Source organism: Rhizobium sp. 05N430 (genome assembly GCF_056396985.1).
Genome location: NZ_JBFTMO010000010.1, coordinates 117,284 through 134,837, shown reverse-complemented (window position 1 = coordinate 134,837; position 17,554 = coordinate 117,284). Strand labels below are relative to the sequence as shown.

Genomic DNA, 17,554 nt, shown 5'->3' with positions numbered 1-17,554 from the left:
AGGCGAACCGGCCGCCCCGCTATCAAGCTACTTTTGCGCGCGCGGTGGAGGCCATTCGTCCTCGCCTCTAAGCAAATATCGTGCGTAGTCAGCGCTCGTCAGCCAAGACTGACACCAGTGATCTCGGCAAGCCTCATTATCAGGCGATCTTGATAACCGACGTCGCCAACGGCGGCCGAGGGCGGTTGCAGTTGGCGATGGTACCAATATTGACCGCTCACCTTGGCCCTTGCGTCGTCGCTGACGGACAGCCATACCTGCGTGCGATGGCCGTCCTCGAGATCGCCAGGCGCGCCTGCTCCGCCCATCTTCGTCGGAACCCAGCCTGGATCAACCGCGCTGCTGACGACGCCAGGCTGATATCTCGCGACTGCTGCAGCGAGGGTTGCAACATGAAGCTTGCTCTCGGAATAAGCGGTGACTGGGCTCCATGCGCGCCTCTTCCAATCGATATCGTCCAGCGAGGTCCCGGCGTTTCTGTGCATGCCGCTGCTAAGGTAGATCAGCCGCGTAGGGCGGCCGATCAGTGCTGTCAGGATGTACGGCGCAAGTACGTTGACTGCGAGCATCGTCGGGTGGCCTTCGGAAGTCGGATTGCGGCTCGCTTGGTGATAGACGCCCGCATTGTGAATCACCGCATCAGCACCGCCGATAGCATTGACCTGATCGGCGATTGAACGGGTCTGGCCAGCGCTCGAAAGGTCACCAATGACGATGTCCGCCAAGTTTCCAGTTATTGAGGCCAATACGGCCGCGCGTTCTTTCGAGCGGGCATGCAGGATTACGCGGTGCCCGGCGTCCATCAAGGTTTCAGCTGCGGCACGCCCCAGCCCATCAGTGGATCCGGTGACAAAAATGCAACTCATACGGTTTCCATGTTTACGTCATCCTAGTCGGCCGACCGGGTGTCTGAAGCCATTGGACAGCGCTTTCGAGTTGCGATGTCAAGCAGTCGTGACATCCCAGCCAGAAGCACAACGGCAAAGCAGCAATATGCGCCTGGGGATGATGCTAAGCGAGGGATACTCATTTTTGAAAATCCTGATATGATCCGGGGCAGTTGTGGGAGTAGGTGGTATGAAGAGTCTAGTACCTGAGGCTTTCTATTGGGCTCGTTCCGACAGGCACACCGATGGCAAGACGACCATCGTTCAAGTGTCCTCGGTCTTCGGCGAGGATCCGGATTATTGGACCATCGCAGTTCCGGGTTCCGACCAACATTGCATGATAAGCGACTTTGAGATCATCGCTCTTGTCGAACCGTTGGACGGTTATCCACTTCAACATGCGGCTGAATAATTCCGCTCTTGAAGGGCGAAAAAAGGCACACAACTTCCTCTCCTCTTTCAGGTTGAAGTGCTCAACATTATGTCGCGGACAAGGTTCCGTCTAATTTCTGACCGTAATTGTCCGCTCCAGTGCTGCCCCCGAGCATAGGCTACCTTGGTTGGACAAAGCCTTGTCAAACTCATGGAACCGCAGGCCCCGCGAAGCTTCAGAAGTATGCATGATGACTGTAAAGTCCGCGCGCGCTCCGTGCAGGTTGACATCGAACTTGGCCGGCGGATCAGGGAAGGCGCAAGCTCATCGGAGTGTCTAAGAACACTCTTGAAGCGCAGCTGGGTCACATTCCAGCACATTTAAAAATTTGAGAAGTGCCAAAATCGCGTTAGGTCAAGCCGCGTATGGGCAATCGCCCTGATTTTGGGACCGTCGCCCCTGCCCTTTTCGGACATTTCGGCCAAGATGCAGCCATCCTTCGAAGTCCATGCCATCGAACAGTTGGACGGGTGGCCTGACCGGCTGAACCTGAAAAAAAGGGTTCTCGCGAAGATCCGCGATGAAACGGTCCATGGATCGATCATCGCGCTCGTGACGGCGCTCTCAGAAGGCTAAGTGTCTGAGTGTTGAGCGCCGCTAGAATTTTTCAGATGTCGCGATACAGCGTTTGCTATTTGCCGAGCCAGTGGTACTCGGCGATCGAGGCTTTACCGGTCTTCTTGTCGTAAAGGCAGATGAGACTGACGTTCACCTTCGACTTGCCCTTGCCTGTCTGCCCTCGCATGAGCAGAGCAATCTTGCCAGCTGCATCATCGAAGACAACAGGGGCAGATGCCTCTGGTGTGTTCAGGCCCGACTGACCAATGCATGTCCCGTTTGCCTTGGCAAAAAGCGCGTTCCAGGCCGCATCGCTGGACGCATATGCTGCCTGTGATAGGCAAAGCGCGAAGCCTGCCGCGGCAAGCGTTAGTCTAGTCAAAGTAAGGTCCTTTCTGCGAATTTGAATCAGGTGTTTGCAATGCTTCGTCGCTGGTCAACGAGGCCAAACCAAGGCGGTCCCCGGACCGTCAGCCGTCGGGATGTCAGATCGAAACTCTGTGATGCATCTGCGGCTGTTGGCGAGCCCCTAACCGGCGGGTCCGAGCTCAGGAGATCGGTGCGTCTGCAGGCCGGGTGTGATCCTCAATCGATCGGATCCTGCGCATGGATCAATTTTCTGGTCTCTCCATCCGAGGCAATGTGCAGGGTTCTGACCGTTTCTGCTGCGGTCAACAACGCTGTGGACCACCCATGCAACTGAGAATAATCCACATTAGCTGATGCGTTGAATAGCGCGGTGATCTGATCGTTTCGTGTGCCGGGCCGGCAATTCCGAGCGCTCCGCGCAGGCCACTAATTTCGACAATTGCACGAGTGAGCTGCTGACTTCTAGGTGCAGCAGTTTCTCGATCTCGTTAGCTGCCTTTGCCAACCGGGCAATGAAGCTTGTGGTCATGTGATGCCGGTCACCCTGATGCCCGGTCGCTGCCGACGTCTTCCTGGTCGTCGATCATGTGGTGCCAGTAAGCTCACCTACCGTCGCAATCGTCTCCCAAGCGTCAGCTTTTGAACCGTTCGAAAGCAGTCATATATCTCACCGGCGGGTCGGCTTCTTCCCATCCATAGATTTCAGCGCGTAGGTAGTTGATCTCATCCTGGACCCTGTGCTCCTCGATTTCGATCCACCAGGATTTCGGCCCGCCGTCGCTTCCATCTGACCACCGGTAGCCGCGCATCTTCAATTGATCCTTCATCTCGAAGAGACTGTGTTCGGCATAAATGCGCGCACGGTTCTGCTGGCTCGACAGATAAAGTTCCGAGAACGGCGAGCTGGCGCCATCGCCATGACCGCGATCGAGGATTTCCAGTAGCGCGAAACAGTCATCGACCGCGCGATGCGCCTCATGAAAGTAGCCAGCCTGGCCGATCAGATATCCAAGCTTGTTGCCTTCGAATCCGCGTGCGGCCCAATCGATTTCCGAAACCGAGCAGGCCCAGGCTTTGCGATCGAACACAGGTGAAAATGCTTCGAAAAACGGCCGGTCGAACCTGGCGTAGTGGGCGATGACCAGATCCGCAGGTTCGACCAGAGCTCGCAATTGCTGCGGGTCGATCATATGGCCGGCCACCATTTCGTCAGTAATCCCCGTCAGCCGCGTGATTTCCGCCGGAATCGGCCTGGTCGGCTCGTGTAGCGCGCTGTAGACGCCAGTCACGTCGCCAATCGCCCCCTGCTCGTCAAAGGAAAAGGCGACAATACCGATCTCGATGATTTCGTCTTCTCGATTGTTTAATCCGGTCGTCTCTGCATCGACGAGGACGCCTCTCCGGAAAAAGCCGGGACGTGGAAACGGCACGATTGGCCGGGGCTCAAGCCTTTTGAGGACGCGATAGCGGCCGGTTGCCTCCAGCTGCCGAACAAGGCCGCCTTCGCTATCAGCGGTGACCACTTGCTTGACGCTACGCCGTCGCCGTGGGCCAAGTGCCGGTGCCTCAACCTCATCATCATCTGTAAAGAAATCGAACTGCTGCGTCACGTGCCCGTCTCGGATTGATTTCCGGTCAGTCAGCTTTAGTCGATTCCCTTGCGCAGATCAGGTGAAATTGCGCCTAGGGGCCAAATTCGAAATCAACTGGCGCAAAGGTGCCCCAAGCAGACCATCATGACGGGTGACGAGGGAGGCGCCTGCTTTGGCTCGCCCAATAGTCCGGATTGGTAATGTTGACTCCGTAAAAAAACAGAACATAATAGGAACATATACGGCGAGTGCGGCCGCCAATCCGACAGTGAGCAATGGAGAGCGAGGATGTTTGCGCGAAGGATGAACCGTGGCAGCAACGATAATAATAGCGCTGATGGCTTCGACATGTATATGACGCCTGCTGAGGAGGCTTCTGGGCTCGAAATGCATCCTGAGTTGATCCGGATGGTCAGCCTGGGGGTCGCCGGCAGTGTGCGCTTTGCTGTGGCCTGCGCCTTTTGCGTTCCCGACGCCGGCCCCTTTGGGGAGATCGAAATTGCAATAGACGAAGACACAGGACGGGCTTGCGGCTTGCATCGTCTACGCAATCCCGATCGGATCGTCAAAGCACTCTGGTTTGACTGCAGCGGGACGGTCGATGATGCTGTTGGTGGTGTCTACGATCGCATCATCGCGCATTACCGCCATCAGGAGATGCTCTAATGCCGGAGGCGACCGCTGCACCTATCCTGCTCGTCTCCGCAAGCGAAGACGTTCGCGCAGCGCTTTCATGGCACGACGGTGACGCCTTGGCGACGATCGCTACCCTGATTGAGGATTGCCGTCATCTGAGGGAGCAACTGGCGCATGCCGAAGCTTCGATGAGCGTCGGCTTTGCCCGGGGATGGACGCCCGTATATGAGCGGAGCACCTGACATGCTCGACAAGGTAGCGCCGCGCAAGGCGCTTTTTCGCGCTGCGTTTCGCGACTGGTGGGATGCCCAGCTCCCGGCGTTTCGCGAGCGGACCGACTATAGCAGTGCAAGGTTGATCTTTCGCGCAGGCTATGCGTCAGGCCGCAACCGTGATCTCTCGAGATATACTTTCAAAACGGGCCGATTTCGTATCACGGTCTGGGCGGACGGACCTGCCGAGGCCAAGCAGAAAGCCAGAGAAGAGGCTGATTTTCGCGCCACCCGCAAAGGATGGAGTGCTCCGAAGGGCGGCTGGAACCTGGAGGAATTAAAGTGAGCGATATCGATAGACCGGTCCTGCAGCGCGCGCCTGTCCTTGTGGCACGACGCTGCCATTGCGGCGACTGGGCGGGTTTTCCCTTCGGCAAAGGTGAGAACCAGGGGTGCTGGAAACATTATCCCTACAAGACATCTTCGCGCCTTGAGGCCGCGAAAGTGGCAGCGATGCTTGAGCGACACGTAGCGTGATGTGTTGTATCGCCTTTAAGGCAATTGAAGCCGAAGGGACGAGCAACGATGATTGTCGTGCCCGCCGAAACATTGCTCGACGCGGCGATGGGGCAAGGACTGGGGCTCGCCAAAAAGATTGCGTTGAAGACGGCCGATGCAGATCAGGTGAAAAAACTCTCTGGGCCAGAGGCTCTACTGCTCTTTGCGGAAGCCATTCAGCTACATGAACGGGCCATGCATCCGAAAAGTAAGGTGAAAAGAATGGCAGCCGTTTCGGCTTGCTTCTCGCCATCGCGGTCCCCTTCAGATGAGTGGGGTGCCTCGACATGGCGATCCGGGTCGGCGTCCTGTCCGTCGCGATCCACAGCGCTCTGGATCGATCAGGTTTCTCGAACTTCGGCAAGCCTCTTGACTGCGTAGTCGTCGCGCCAGCAGACGGCGGCTTCCCAGGCAGCTGCTGCCTGAGCGGCAATATCATACGCGTCGTCGTCGAGGGCGGCGGCGTTTTCGGGCAGCGCCAGATCAAGATCTGCGGCATCGACATGCGCTTCATCCCAGTCGATCAGCGCGACATTGTTTCCGAAAACGCGGATGTTGCGGCGATTGTTCGGGTTGCCGTGAACAACACATGCGTTGATCAGTGACGGAACAGATAATGGAGATTTGAGTCCCCAAAATGTCAGTTCCTATGCGTGGCTGCCCTTGTCAATGGAAGTTCCGACTTTTCACTTTGAGCGTGTCGATATGCAAGTCTGGAATGTAGATATCCCTGACTTTGGGTATAGGCGCCCGATCGCGTGAATCCGGACTACCAGGCGATCCATGAGCGAACTCGTCGCCCCTGCCCGTCGGCAATTTGAAATCGACATGGCGATCGGCCAAACCCGTTAGATCGCTGGAAAGGTCAAACAGCTGCTGGGCGACTAGGTGAACCACGTCGCCTTCCCGCTGTATCCTGCCGTTGATCGCCATCATCGATGACCCCAATACCACCTGACGCCTCTTCTCAAATAGCGACGGCCAGACGACCACATTCGCTGGCCCGGTCTCGTCTTCGATCGTGATGAACATGACGCCCCTGGCGCTCCCAGGCTTCTGCCGGACGAGCACAAGCCCTGCCGTCATCAGCCAGCGACCGTCGCAGGCATTCATGGCATCCGAACAAGTCACGATGTTCCGTTTTTCGAGGTCGTGTCTCAGGAAGCTGATCGGGTGGCCACGGAGTGTCAGCCCGACATGGCCGTAGTCCTGGATGACGTTGTGGCCGTCGGTCATTTGCCGTAGGTGGACCTCCGGCTCCTGTTGCTCGGCGATGACTGCAGCTTCGCGCTCAGCGGCCGCCGCAAACAACGGCAAGGGTTCATCGCGTAGCGCCTTGATCGCCCACAGCGCGTCACGCCGCTCCAGTTCAAGGGAGGGTAGGAAGGCGTCGGCCTCGGCCAACTGGACGAGCGCCTCCGTTGGGACGTTGGATCGCCGCCAGGCGTCGTCGACGCTTTCAAACACGCGGTTCATGCGCGCCGCAATAATGCGCGCGGCGTCGGCGACGGCCAACCCTTTCACCATTCGCATCCCAAGCCGGACGGCATGCCGCCCGGTGTCGCCGATCTCCTCGAGAGTGCAGTCCCACCGGGATCGGTTGATGCAGACGGGCCGGACTTCCACGCAGTGGTTTCGGGCGTCTCCGACGATCTGGGCAGGCGCGTAGAAACCCATCGGCTGGGAGTTCAAAAGCGCAGCGCAGAAGACGTCCGGGAAGTGACACTTCACGTAGTTGGACGCGTAGGCAATAAGGGCGAAAGAGGCGGCGTGGCTTTCCGGGAAACCGTAACTTCCGAAGCCCTCCAGCTGACTGAATGTTTTCTCAGCGAATTCAGCGGAATATCCGTTTGTGATCATACCGGACACGAGCTTGTCCTTGAACCGGGAGACGCCACCTGTGAACTTGAACGTCGCCATCGACTTGCGGAGTTGATCCGCCTCACCCCCACTGAAGCCGGCGCAGACCATGGCAACTTTCATGGCGCTTTCCTGGAACAGCGGGACGCCAAGCGTTTTGCCGAGGACGGCCTCTAGTTCCGGCGTCGGATACTCGATCTTCTCTTTCCCCTCTCGCCTGCGCAGATAAGGATGCACCATATCCCCCTGAATGGGACCCGGGCGGACAATCGCCACCTGGATGACGAGGTCGTAGAATGTCTGCGGCTTCAGTCGTGGCAACATCGCCATTTGTGCGCGGCTTTCGACCTGGAAGGTTCCAAGTGTGTCGGCTTTGCGGATCATCGCGTAGGTCGCAGGGTCTTCCTGCGGTATCGAGGCAAGATCGAGCGGCTCATGTTTGTGGTCGCGGATAAGAACGAACGCCTTCTGCATGCAGGTCAGCATGCCAAGTGCCAAGACGTCCACCTTCATGAACTTGAGAGCTTCGACGTCATCCTTGTCCCACTCGATGATCTGGCGATCGGCCATGCTCGCGGGTTCGATGGGGACGAGGTCATCGAGGCGGTCATGTGTCAGGACGAAACCGCCCGGGTGCTGGCCGAGGTGACGCGGCGCTCCCATCAGCTGCTGGGCCAGCTTCAACGTCAGTGCCAGACGACGGTCTGCGGGGTTCAAACCTTGTGTCTTCAGTCGGTCATCGCTGATCAGTTCCTCGGACCAGTGCCACATCCCCGACGACAAGGCTTTGATGATGTCCTCCGGTAGACCCAGAGCCTTGCCGACATCCCGGATCGCGCCCCGGGCGCGGTATCGGGTGACCGTCGAGCAGAGGGCGGCCTTCTCCTTGCCGTAGGTTTTGTAAATCCACTGGATGACCTGCTCGCGCCGTTCGTGCTCGAAGTCGACATCGATGTCAGGCGGCTCGTCGCGCTCCTTTGAAACGAAGCGCTCAAAGAGGAGATCATTGGTTTCCGGGTCGATGCTGGTGATCCCGAGGATATAGCAGATAGCCGAGTTTGCCGCCGATCCGCGCCCCTGACACAGGATACCTTGGCTTCTGGCGAACTTGACGATGCTGAACACGGTCAGGAAGTACGGCGCGTAGCGCATCTCCTTGATGAGATCGAGCTCGTGCCGGATAGAACGCAAAACCTTCCGTGGGAGGCCTTCGGGATATCGCTGCGGGATGTATTCCCGTACGTAATGCTCAAGGGATTGCTGGGCATCCATGCCGGGCACAATCGCCTCCTCAGGATACTGGTATGTCAGCTCCTCCAGCGAGAATTTGCAGCGCTCGACGATATCCATTGTGCGTGCAAGTGCATCTGGATAGCGCTGGAACAGCCGCTCCATTTCTTGCGGTGGCTTGAGGTAGCGGTCAGCATGCCGTTCGCGCTCGAAGCCGACCTCATCGATCGTGGTGTTGTTGCGAATGCAGGTGACGATATCCTGCAATTGTCGTCGTCCCGGTTCGTGGAAGAGGACGTCGTTGGTGACAACAGTGCGCACACGATGCCTGGCCGCCAGATTGGAAATCTCATGTAGCCGCAGCTGGTCGTTCGGCCGCCGGCGCAGCGCGAGCGAGACATAGGCACGATTACCGAAGATCTCGGCCATCTTCCGGAGTTGGACGGCACAGGTTTCATCCGGGAGATCGGGGACGAGGACCGCGATGAGACCCTCTGCGTAGGCCCCGACGTCATCGAGGTGGAGAATGCAGTTGTCCTTCCCTCCCCGGCTCTTTCCAAGCGTGATCAGCCTCGTCAGGCGGGAGTACGCAGCTCTGTCCATTGGGTAAACGAGCATCGACATGCCGTCGTGAAGATCGAGGCGGCAACCGACGACAAGTCTGATGCCGGTGGCACGGGACGCTTCAAGCGCGCGGACGATGCCAGCAAGTGAGTTCCGGTCCACGACGCCCAAGGCTTCGATGCCCAATTGCTTGGCGGTGGCAAACAGCTCGTCTGCCGAGGATGCCCCCCGTAAGAAACTGAAGTGGGTCGTGACCTGAAGCTCGGCGTAGCTCATGCGAATATCCCGTGCACGAACCACTCGCGCGAGCCGGTGGCAGGGTCAACGCCGTCGCCGCGCCGGAAAATCCATAGGCGCTCGCCGCCCTCGCCTTCGATGACGAAGTAATCCCGAACGGCGTCGAATTCACCGTCGCGCCGCCACCACTCTCCAAATACCCGTTCAGGACCGTCAGCGCGGATGACCTTCATCTTTCGTCCGCGCCATGTGATGCTCGCAGGCGGATAGTCCGGCATGAGCGCAATCGCTTCGATCCGGTCGGGTTGTGCCAGCAGTCGGACCGGCCGAGGCCAGTGATGCACCCAGGTCTCGTCCGAGATTGAGGCTGCCGCCGCGATCCGCGCGACACTTCGCTCGGGAACGTCGGAGGCAACAGGAGCGACGCGATAGACCCGCTGGCCGCGATTGCCGAAGATGTCAATCAGCGGCGTGATATCGGGCGTCTCCTCCTCGACCAGTGCGGAGACCTTTTGAAACTCTTCGAAAGGTTCTGCCCTGACGGCCACCAGGGTCAGCTTCTCAATTCCGAAACCCGGCTCGATTGTCTCAGTGCGGTCGCGAAAGAGCTTCTTCAGCCAAACGACATCACGCGACGGCTTTGCCGTTCCGGAACGAACGGCTTGGCGAGTGCCGTCGATCTTTTCGATAATCAGGTCGGCGCGGCGAACACCAAGGCCATGGCGCTGAAGTTCAGCCACCAGGCGGATGATCAAATAGCCGACGTATTTGTCGATCGTCTCGGCGGCCCCGATGGGCTCGGCAAACACACGGCTGACCTCGATCAGCTCAGCGGCTCGGATAGGCTCGATTGGCTCTGCGATGCGTCCGAACATCTGGTCGAGCCGGCGGCCGATCTCAGGACCGAAACGAAGGGCGAGCGGCGCACGAGGTGTTGCCGACAGCTCTCCGATCGTCTTGAAGCCAAGCGTGTGAAGGTCGCCGACGATCTTGGACGAGAGCCGCAGCATTGAGAGCGGCAGCTTCTCGACGGCACGTACGGTCTCGCCCACTGGTACGATCACGCTCTCCTGCCGAGTTGCCCGGGCGCAGGCGTGTGCTGCCCCCCACGTGTCGGCAATAGCAACGCGGGCCGACAGCTTTTTGGCGCGGAAACGGTTGGCGATCCCGGAGACCATCAACGGCTCCCCGCCCTGAAGATGATCGGCCCCCTCGGTGTCCATGATGATCCCGTCAGGGGCATCGACAGCGACGAGCGGCGAATACTGGCCCAAGGCCCAGAGGGTGATCCGTTCGAGTGCCGCTGCATCGGCCACCGGATCGGCGTCGACCAGCATCAACCCATGAAAGATCGCCTGGGCCTTGGCAGCAGGCATACCGACACGGACGCCCGATTTCCTGGCTGCAGCATCGGCGCCCGATACCCACCTTTTCGACCCACTGCGGGCGATCACGGCGATGGCCTGCTCAACGGGAATAGAAGGATCGGATCGCCTGATCCTGTCCGTCGCCAGCTCCGGAAGATAGATTGATACGACCCTTGGCATCACACGCTCCTACGAAATACTCAGCGCACTCGCCCGCTTTCACTCTTATAAGCTCTAACCGCCACTGTGCTCGACCGACGCCTTGCACAGGAAGCTCCTCGCTCGGAGTGACACTCACCCGCCACCGCGTGGCCGAAGCCGTCGGCTGGCCGAAGTCCCTGGCTTCTGTCTGTCGCCGCCAGCGCCTGACGATCAGCCCCATGGTTCCAGACTTCTCCGCGGCAAGCTGAAGGCGACGCGACTTGGTCATCGGCAACCGCACCAGCTCGCCGACCACGGCACCCAGACCGCCATAGCCCAGGGCCTCCTCCATGTTGGCGATGACGTCGTCCTCGCTGGCGGACTCGACAAAAACGACCCGCTTCGGATGGAGGCCCGCCTGCGCCAGCGCAGGGAAAAACAGGTCCGGTCTTGCAAGGCACCAGACAATCTGGCCCGTGGTGCGGGCAGCAATGCCAGCTACGAAAAGTGCCGCCGCCGCGCCGTCGACAGTTCCCGCGCCGCCGCCGGCAAATTCATGCAGAGCGCCATAGGCCAAGCCTCCGCCTGGCAGGCGATCATCGATGTCGGGTATGTCGAAGGGTAGGACCCGCTTCGGACGCGAAGATGGACCTTCGAGATGCTGAATGCGTTCCCGAAGCTCGGAGATCACGAGATTTGCGGCACCGTGCGCCAAAATTGACCTCTGTCAAAAGCGGGTTTCCATTCTGCACAAAAGCAAGTATGTTCCTTGTTTGTTCCTGATTGGCATTTGAGTCAATCGTCATGTTTTGGCAGATACTCGTGGTCCAACATTCGTCCACAGCGGCTCGACGCGCGATCAGGAAGCAAAATCAATGCGGTAGAAAGAGCTCGTCCACAGATAGGCAAAATGACAAAGATAAGAAAAAATTCCTTTAAAGATGGGATTATTCTCCGGCAGGTTCGATGCAAGGTTCTCATTGTCGCATGCCGGGCATGTGGTCGCAGCGACGAGATGAATCGCAAGGCAGTTGTGCAGCGGCATGGCGCGGCAATCCCGATACGTAACTTGCGTCGCCGGCTGGCATTGGGATGCGAGAGAATGAATGCCGCCGACGGGATAGACAGGTGCCAGCTCGATGTGGCGGCGAAGCCGGAAACCAGGGAGGCCTGATGCGACCCGGTGGTGGATGGCGCATGATGTGGAATGAGAGATGAGTGCCGAACCGGACAGCCCCGCACCAGAGCGAGTGCGCAAGATCATTCACGTTGACATGGATGCCTTCTATGCATCTGTAGAACAGCGCGACAATCCCGAACTTCGCGGAAAGCCGATCGCCGTTGGTGGCGCTGAGGCCCGCGGCGTCGTCGCAGCCGCAAGCTATGAGGCACGCGCGTTCGGCGTGCGTTCGGCAATGCCATCCGTGACGGCCAAGCGAAAATGCCCGGATCTGATTTTCGTCAAGCCGCGATTTGACGTCTACAAGTCGGTCTCCCTCGATATCAGGGCGATCTTTTCCGAGTACACGCCGCTGGTCGAGCCACTGTCACTGGATGAGGCTTATCTCGACGTCACCGAAAATCTCAAGGGAATAGAGATCGCAACCGAGATCGCGCTCGAAATCCGTGAAAAGATCAAGGCGGTGACAGGGCTCAATGCGTCAGCCGGCATTTCCTACAACAAATTCCTGGCTAAGATGGCGAGCGACCTCAACAAGCCAAACGGACAGGCAGTTATCACGCCGAAGAATGGTCCGGGATTTGTGGCAGCGCTGCCAGTGAAGAAGTTCCACGGCGTCGGACCGGCGACAGCCGAGAAAATGCTGCGCCTCGGCATTGAGACCGGTGCAGATCTTAGAGGCAAGGATCTTGCGTTTCTCGTCAGTCATTTCGGAAAATCAGGACCCTACTACTACGGGATTGCCCGCGGCATCGACGACCGCCAGGTCAAGCCTGATCGGGTTCGCAAATCTGTGGGCGCCGAGGACACGTTCGCGTCCGATATTCATGCCTATGGCCCGGCGATGGATGGCATGATGCCGCTCATTGCCAAAGTCTGGCGCTATTGCGAAGCAAACAGCATTGCCGCAAAGACCGTAACGCTCAAGGTCAAATATTCCGACTTCACGCAGATCACGCGCTCCCGAACGCTGGAAAAAGGATTAAGTTCGGAAGGCGCGATCGAAGACGGCATCCGCCTTCTGCTCGAAGGAGTCTTTCCGGTGTCAAAAGGCATCCGGCTTCTCGGCGTGACGCTCTCGTCCCTGGAGCCTAGGACGCAGCCGTGCACCGAACAACTCTCGCTGACCTGGTAGATCCTTGCATAGTAAGCCACAAGTCTCATTCGGCGACAGATGGCGCGGCCTTGCGGACTTGCTGCTTCGAAGGAGTTCCGTGCTTGACTGAGGTAACGATTTTATTGGCAGGTGCAGCCGCATCGGCTACCGTCGAGGAAATCGGAGGCGGGGATCGATGTGTACGCTCTATCGCATGGAAGACAAGGACTGGGTTACGAAATGGGCTCAGGACGCCGAGAGCCTGATTAACCCGATGCCCGCCTACCAGATCTATACCGACCAGCTTGCGCCAGTCATCAGGAACGTGGCTGACGGTCGCAGGCAGGTCGCAAATTGCCGTTGGGGCCTTCCAGCGCCTTTCTACCTGCAAAAAGCAGCGGCGGAGGCGCGTGCTGCAAAAGCCAGGGCAAAGGGTCTAACTGTCGACATGGAGGAGTTGATCCGCATGGAGCCAGACCGCGGGACACCAAACGTGCGCAAATTGAATCTGCCGCATTGGAAGCGATGGTTCGGTATCGAACACCGGTGCCTGGTGCCGGTAACGTCATTTGCCGAACCCGATCCAAAAAGCAAGACTGGCAAAGAGGCGACACCCAACGCATGGTTTTCTGCCGCTCCCGAAAAGCCGCTGATGTTTTTTGCTGGACTGTGGGTGGCGCAATGGAAAAGTGTCAGAAAGGTCAAAGACGGTCTGACAACTGATGATCTTTTTGGCTTCCTGACCACGGATCCCAATAACGCCGTCCGGCCCGTGCACGAGAAAGCGATGCCTGTGCTCCTGCGCACACGCGAGGAAACTGAACTGTGGATGACGGCACCCTGGGACGAAGCAAAGGTGCTCGCCCGCCCACTGCCGGACGATGCCATCATGATCACTTCGCGTGAGCCCTACCAATACAGCATCGTCTCGAAAACGGGTGAGCGACTTGCCGAGCCAGCTCTACCGTAAAAATCGTGGCCCAGTCGCACGCGAAATCCGGCATCGGGGAAATTCGGACCTGACACTTTGGCGGGCAAGCGTGCAGTGTATCGCTGGCCCCGCTTACGACATCCATTCCTCCACGCTGATCCCGCCATTAGCGGCAATGCCGGTGCAGAGGAAATGAGAAAGCCTGTCATGGCGAATGACGGCGGCGCTGAGCCTGCCCGTCCGGTAGGCGGCGGTGTCGAGCGCAATGCGATTTTGGTAGATTTCGGGCCACAGAGAGTTCGTGATGGTGTGGCCATGCACGACGATATGGTCGAACTGCTCGACGTGATCGAGAAATCCCGCACGGATCCATCGCAAGTCGTAATCGGTCTGTGCGGCGAGAGGGACGCCGGGGCGCACACCTGCATGCACAAAGCAGAAGCTGCCGGCAACCTCATGGGTCACCGCGCCGTTCAGGAGGCCGATATGATGTGGAAAGCGCTCGCGTATCTCGGTTGCAATCCCAGTAAAATTAGGTACCGGCTGGCGTGAATAAGCGCTGACGGTCGCAACGCCGCCCCAATCCATCCAATTGGTTGCATCGTCCTCAGCGAGCTCGTCGCGTAGCAGCGAGCGCAGGTAATGATCATGGTTTCCCAATACGAGCCGCGAGCCGGGATAGCGATCAAGAGCGGAAGAAACGAGATCAAGAACCTCTGGGCTGCGCGGACCCCGGTCGATGAGATCGCCAAGAAACATGATGACGGGCTGCGAGCTACCAGCGCGCTGAATGGCGGCGATATGGCCGAGGAGCGCCTCAAGAAGATCGGCGCGTCCGTGAATGTCGCCGATTGCGTAAATATCGGACAATGAAGACTGGCTCCTGATTGTGATTTTCTGGCGGTAGGTCGCGCTCGATTGGGATGGATAAGAATTTTTCACCGGAGCCGACCTGCTCCGGTTACCTTGCGGGTGGGCGTCAGCGCAAGCACTTCTTGGGGCGATGACCCTTGCAGCCGATGGATTGGTGTCTGCTGCATTTTACCGCGTTCGGTGGGCGATGATCCCGACGCCAATTGCAATCTCTGATCGGTCGGCTATCGAGATCATCGACTTTCCCGGTGTATAGAGGTCACGGTACCCCATCGTGGCACTCTTGCAAGGTCCCGGCGATCCTCTCCGCCGAGGGTTTTTCCGGAGCCGGCCCACGGATCAGGCCTTGGTTGCCGCCTTAGGCTTGCCGAGCAGATCCTGCGCAAATGCCTCAACAAGGCCGTAGGGCGCGTCTTCGGCAAACATCAGCTGGACCAGTTCTGCGGCTTCGATCGCAGCCGAATGGCTGCGCGGGAAGAGTTGCTGTTCGTAGCAAGCAAGTGCCGTCTCGATATCGCCAGGGCTGGCTGCAATGCTTTTGCCAAGCTCGGCGCCATCGAGCATGGCGAGATTGGCCCCTTCACCGGACGGGATCATCAGATGGGCCGCATCACCAAGCAAGGTGACGCCTGAAACCCGTTCCCATCGGTGGTCTTGCGGAAGCGTATGAAGGACGCGCGCGACCAGGTTACGCTCGCAATCGGTGATCAGGGCGGTCAGTTCTGGCGCCCAGCCTTTAAACTCCGCTGCGATCCTGGTCTTCGCGCTGGGGGGATCGGAGAAGTCAATGGCATCGATCCAATGCTTCGGCCGATTTAACGCGACATAGGCATGGAGCACGGCATTGGGTTCCCGGTGTGCCATGATTCCCTTGCCGGGCGCGAGACCAAACATCGAGCCGCCGCCAACGGCCGCTGCAGTTGCGGGGTGGCGAGTGTCTGCGTCGTGAAGCCAGGTTTCAACAAACGTCGTTCCCGAATACGCGGGCTTGGCGCCCGAGACGAGGGAGCGAACTTTCGACCACGCGCCGTCGGCGCCAACCAGCAGGTCGGCCACGGCAGTCGAACCGTTCTCAAACGAAAGAAAATGCCTTCCTCTCCCGAGACGTTCGGCGGTCCTCAGTTTATGTCCCCATAATACCGTGCCGGGCGGAAGAGAATCCAGAAGGATCCGCCGCAGTTCGCCACGCTGAACTTCAGGACGGCCGCCAGTGCCATCGTCAGGATTGTCCATCAGGACGTTGCCGTGCATGTCGAGCGCGCGCGACTGCTGCCCTCCAGGATGCACAAGGGCCAGAAACTGTTCATAGAGGTCCGCGTCGCGCAACGCCAGCTGGCCGTTGAAATCGTGGATGTCGATCATCCCGCCCTGAGGCCGGGCATCGCGATCGGCATCCGCTTCATAGACGGTTGCGGCAATGCCGTGGATATGGAGGACGCGGGCAAGCGTGAGGCCGCCTAGCCCTGCGCCGATAATTGAAACGTTCACGAACAATCTCCTTGAATGGAATGTCATTCCATAGTTGGAATGCCATTCCATTCGTGTCAATATCAACTATGAAAAAAGACAGCAGACGACGGTCCGATTCGCTGACGAGGCAACGCATTATCGAGGCGGCGATAGAGCTGCTTGACATCGCCGGCACACGCGGCCTGACCTTCCCGGCGCTGGCCGCACACCTCAACACCGGGGCCGGAGCGATATATTATCATGTTGCCCACAAGGCCGATCTCCTGATCGCGGCCTGCGACGCAGCTGTCGAAGCCGTCTTGGCGCCGACCTGCGGAGCATCGCCGTTTTTGGAAATCCGTGAAGTTTCGCTCGCTCTCTTCGATGAGGTCGATAAAAGGCCCTGGATAGCTACGGCCCTTGCCCAGGCACCAGGATCGATGCCATCGATCCGGATCCTCGAACGGTTCGGGCAGCAGATCCGAAAGATGGGGATTGATCCGGCGGTTGAGTGGTCGGTCGTGGCCGCCCTATTGAACTATGTTCTGGGTGTTGGGGGGCAGAATGCTGCCAATGCCGAGATGGCCCGCGACCTCGGCCTCGATCGAGAATTATTCCTCCGCGCAATGGCAAAGGACTGGTCTAACCTCAATGCCGCTGCGTTTCCGTTCACCCGCAGTATGGCGGCTCATCTGCCGGCACACGATGATAGGGCAGATTTCCTGACCGGGCTCGATCTCATCCTGGCGGGTATTAGTGAGCTTGCGACATGGCAGGGACCAGACGGCAGATCACACCTTTAACAACGGCTCATCGGCGTTGGGCCCTCCTCCAAATCTGTGCCTGCCCTAGTTCTTGATTGCACGACCACTTTCGCGCCACCAAATGCCAGACCGGAGTTTGCAGATGGAATTGAACCGCGTTGAATGGAGCCATCCGAAGACAGCGACTGCCTACAGCCTGGAACACCACAATTTCGAGTTCTCGCTACGCCGGAACAAGGGCGGCAAGAATCTGGAGACGCTGCAGTTCGGCACAGACGACAATTTCGAAAGCGCTCCCTTCCCTATCAACGAGAAGTCGGTGTTGGATTACTTCCATGCCCACGAAGAACGGCTGAAGGCACTGTTCACCTTTTCCTTCAAAACCGACGAGGCGTTCCAAGATCGGGCAAATGACTGGGGAAGCGAATTTCCCGAAGCCGAGATTTTCGTCATCTGGGCCGATTCAAATATGGCCGCGTCTCGCTGGGTGGCGGTCGGTTTCGAAAAGGCCGAAGACGCGGAGGTCTTCAAGCACAAATATGTCGACCACCCAGCCAATGCCGAGTTCGAATACAAGAGCACGATGAGCAAGAATGAATGACCTGGCAGGCGTTCTC

At 58.6% G+C, this 17,554-nt stretch carries 17 protein-coding genes and 1 pseudogene; 8 read left to right on the top strand and 10 right to left on the bottom strand.

Going from position 1 to position 17,554, the window contains the following annotated elements:
- Positions 1-98: 98 nt before the first annotated feature.
- A complete protein-coding gene (locus tag AC1DJO_RS20335) occupies positions 99-866 on the bottom strand; it encodes an SDR family NAD(P)-dependent oxidoreductase (protein WP_112446097.1) in 768 nt (255 codons plus the stop codon).
- A gap of 211 nt (positions 867-1,077) precedes the next feature.
- Between AC1DJO_RS20335 and AC1DJO_RS20330 the strand changes: the two genes are divergently transcribed.
- Complete coding sequence (locus tag AC1DJO_RS20330; protein WP_112446096.1) at positions 1,078-1,299, top strand: hypothetical protein; 222 nt, start codon at positions 1,078-1,080, stop codon at positions 1,297-1,299.
- Between the two features lie 652 nt (positions 1,300-1,951).
- Here AC1DJO_RS20330 and AC1DJO_RS20325 read toward each other — a convergent pair.
- Positions 1,952-2,260, bottom strand: a complete 309-nt coding sequence (locus AC1DJO_RS20325; protein WP_112386543.1) for a hypothetical protein — start codon at positions 2,258-2,260, stop codon at positions 1,952-1,954.
- Positions 2,261-2,879: 619 nt separating this feature from the next.
- Positions 2,880-3,857 (bottom strand): 3'-5' exonuclease, encoded by a 978-nt coding sequence (locus tag AC1DJO_RS20320; protein WP_112386544.1) that lies wholly within the window; start codon positions 3,855-3,857, stop codon positions 2,880-2,882.
- A gap of 285 nt (positions 3,858-4,142) precedes the next feature.
- On the opposite strand from AC1DJO_RS20320, the gene AC1DJO_RS20315 reads away from it, so the two are divergent.
- From AC1DJO_RS20315 to AC1DJO_RS20305, 3 genes are read left to right on the top strand one after another with little or no spacing between them, the layout of a single operon-like run.
- On the top strand, positions 4,143-4,505 hold the full coding sequence (locus AC1DJO_RS20315; RefSeq protein ID WP_112517580.1) for a hypothetical protein: 363 nt from the start codon (positions 4,143-4,145) through the stop codon (positions 4,503-4,505).
- Complete coding sequence (locus AC1DJO_RS20310) at positions 4,505-4,717, top strand: hypothetical protein (RefSeq protein WP_112386546.1); 213 nt, start codon at positions 4,505-4,507, stop codon at positions 4,715-4,717. Before AC1DJO_RS20315 ends, AC1DJO_RS20310 begins: the two co-directional genes overlap by 1 nt.
- A 1-nt stretch (position 4,718) precedes the next feature.
- Positions 4,719-5,033, top strand: a complete 315-nt coding sequence (locus tag AC1DJO_RS20305; protein WP_112386547.1) for a hypothetical protein — start codon at positions 4,719-4,721, stop codon at positions 5,031-5,033.
- 553 nt (positions 5,034-5,586) lie between these two features.
- Here AC1DJO_RS20305 and AC1DJO_RS20300 read toward each other — a convergent pair.
- The 5 genes and pseudogenes from AC1DJO_RS20300 to AC1DJO_RS20280 all read right to left on the bottom strand — a co-directional run.
- Positions 5,587-5,835: pseudogene (locus tag AC1DJO_RS20300) on the bottom strand (aminoglycoside phosphotransferase); the annotation flags it as partial.
- 76 nt (positions 5,836-5,911) lie between these two features.
- Positions 5,912-9,175 (bottom strand): error-prone DNA polymerase, encoded by a 3,264-nt coding sequence (locus AC1DJO_RS20295; protein WP_477972651.1) that lies wholly within the window; start codon positions 9,173-9,175, stop codon positions 5,912-5,914.
- Positions 9,172-10,683, bottom strand: a complete 1,512-nt coding sequence (locus AC1DJO_RS20290) for a Y-family DNA polymerase (protein WP_477972649.1) — start codon at positions 10,681-10,683, stop codon at positions 9,172-9,174. The genes AC1DJO_RS20295 and AC1DJO_RS20290 overlap by 4 nt, the downstream gene beginning before the upstream one ends.
- Positions 10,604-11,359, bottom strand: a complete 756-nt coding sequence (locus tag AC1DJO_RS20285) for an ImuA family protein (RefSeq protein ID WP_112386550.1) — start codon at positions 11,357-11,359, stop codon at positions 10,604-10,606. The genes AC1DJO_RS20290 and AC1DJO_RS20285 overlap by 80 nt, the downstream gene beginning before the upstream one ends.
- A 144-nt stretch (positions 11,360-11,503) precedes the next feature.
- Positions 11,504-11,689, bottom strand: coding sequence for a hypothetical protein (locus AC1DJO_RS20280; protein ID WP_112386551.1), 186 nt, complete (start codon positions 11,687-11,689; stop codon positions 11,504-11,506).
- Between the two features lie 169 nt (positions 11,690-11,858).
- On the opposite strand from AC1DJO_RS20280, the gene dinB reads away from it, so the two are divergent.
- Positions 11,859-12,959, top strand: a complete 1,101-nt coding sequence (gene dinB / locus AC1DJO_RS20275; RefSeq protein ID WP_310295880.1) for a DNA polymerase IV — start codon at positions 11,859-11,861, stop codon at positions 12,957-12,959.
- 157 nt (positions 12,960-13,116) lie between these two features.
- Entirely contained in the window at positions 13,117-13,890 is a 774-nt protein-coding gene (locus tag AC1DJO_RS20270) for an SOS response-associated peptidase family protein (protein WP_310295878.1), read from the top strand.
- A gap of 93 nt (positions 13,891-13,983) precedes the next feature.
- Here AC1DJO_RS20270 and AC1DJO_RS20265 read toward each other — a convergent pair whose 3' ends face one another.
- On the bottom strand, positions 13,984-14,721 hold the full coding sequence (locus AC1DJO_RS20265; RefSeq protein ID WP_477831719.1) for a metallophosphoesterase: 738 nt from the start codon (positions 14,719-14,721) through the stop codon (positions 13,984-13,986).
- A 342-nt stretch (positions 14,722-15,063) separates the two neighbouring features.
- Positions 15,064-16,212: an FAD-dependent oxidoreductase gene (locus tag AC1DJO_RS20260; protein WP_477972646.1), complete on the bottom strand. Its 1,149-nt coding sequence runs from the start codon at positions 16,210-16,212 to the stop codon at positions 15,064-15,066.
- Between the two features lie 68 nt (positions 16,213-16,280).
- On the opposite strand from AC1DJO_RS20260, the gene AC1DJO_RS20255 reads away from it, so the two are divergent.
- Entirely contained in the window at positions 16,281-16,976 is a 696-nt protein-coding gene (locus AC1DJO_RS20255; RefSeq protein WP_112386555.1) for a helix-turn-helix domain-containing protein, read from the top strand.
- A gap of 103 nt (positions 16,977-17,079) precedes the next feature.
- Positions 17,080-17,538, top strand: coding sequence for a hypothetical protein (locus AC1DJO_RS20250; RefSeq protein WP_112386556.1), 459 nt, complete (start codon positions 17,080-17,082; stop codon positions 17,536-17,538).
- Positions 17,539-17,554 lie beyond the last annotated feature (16 nt).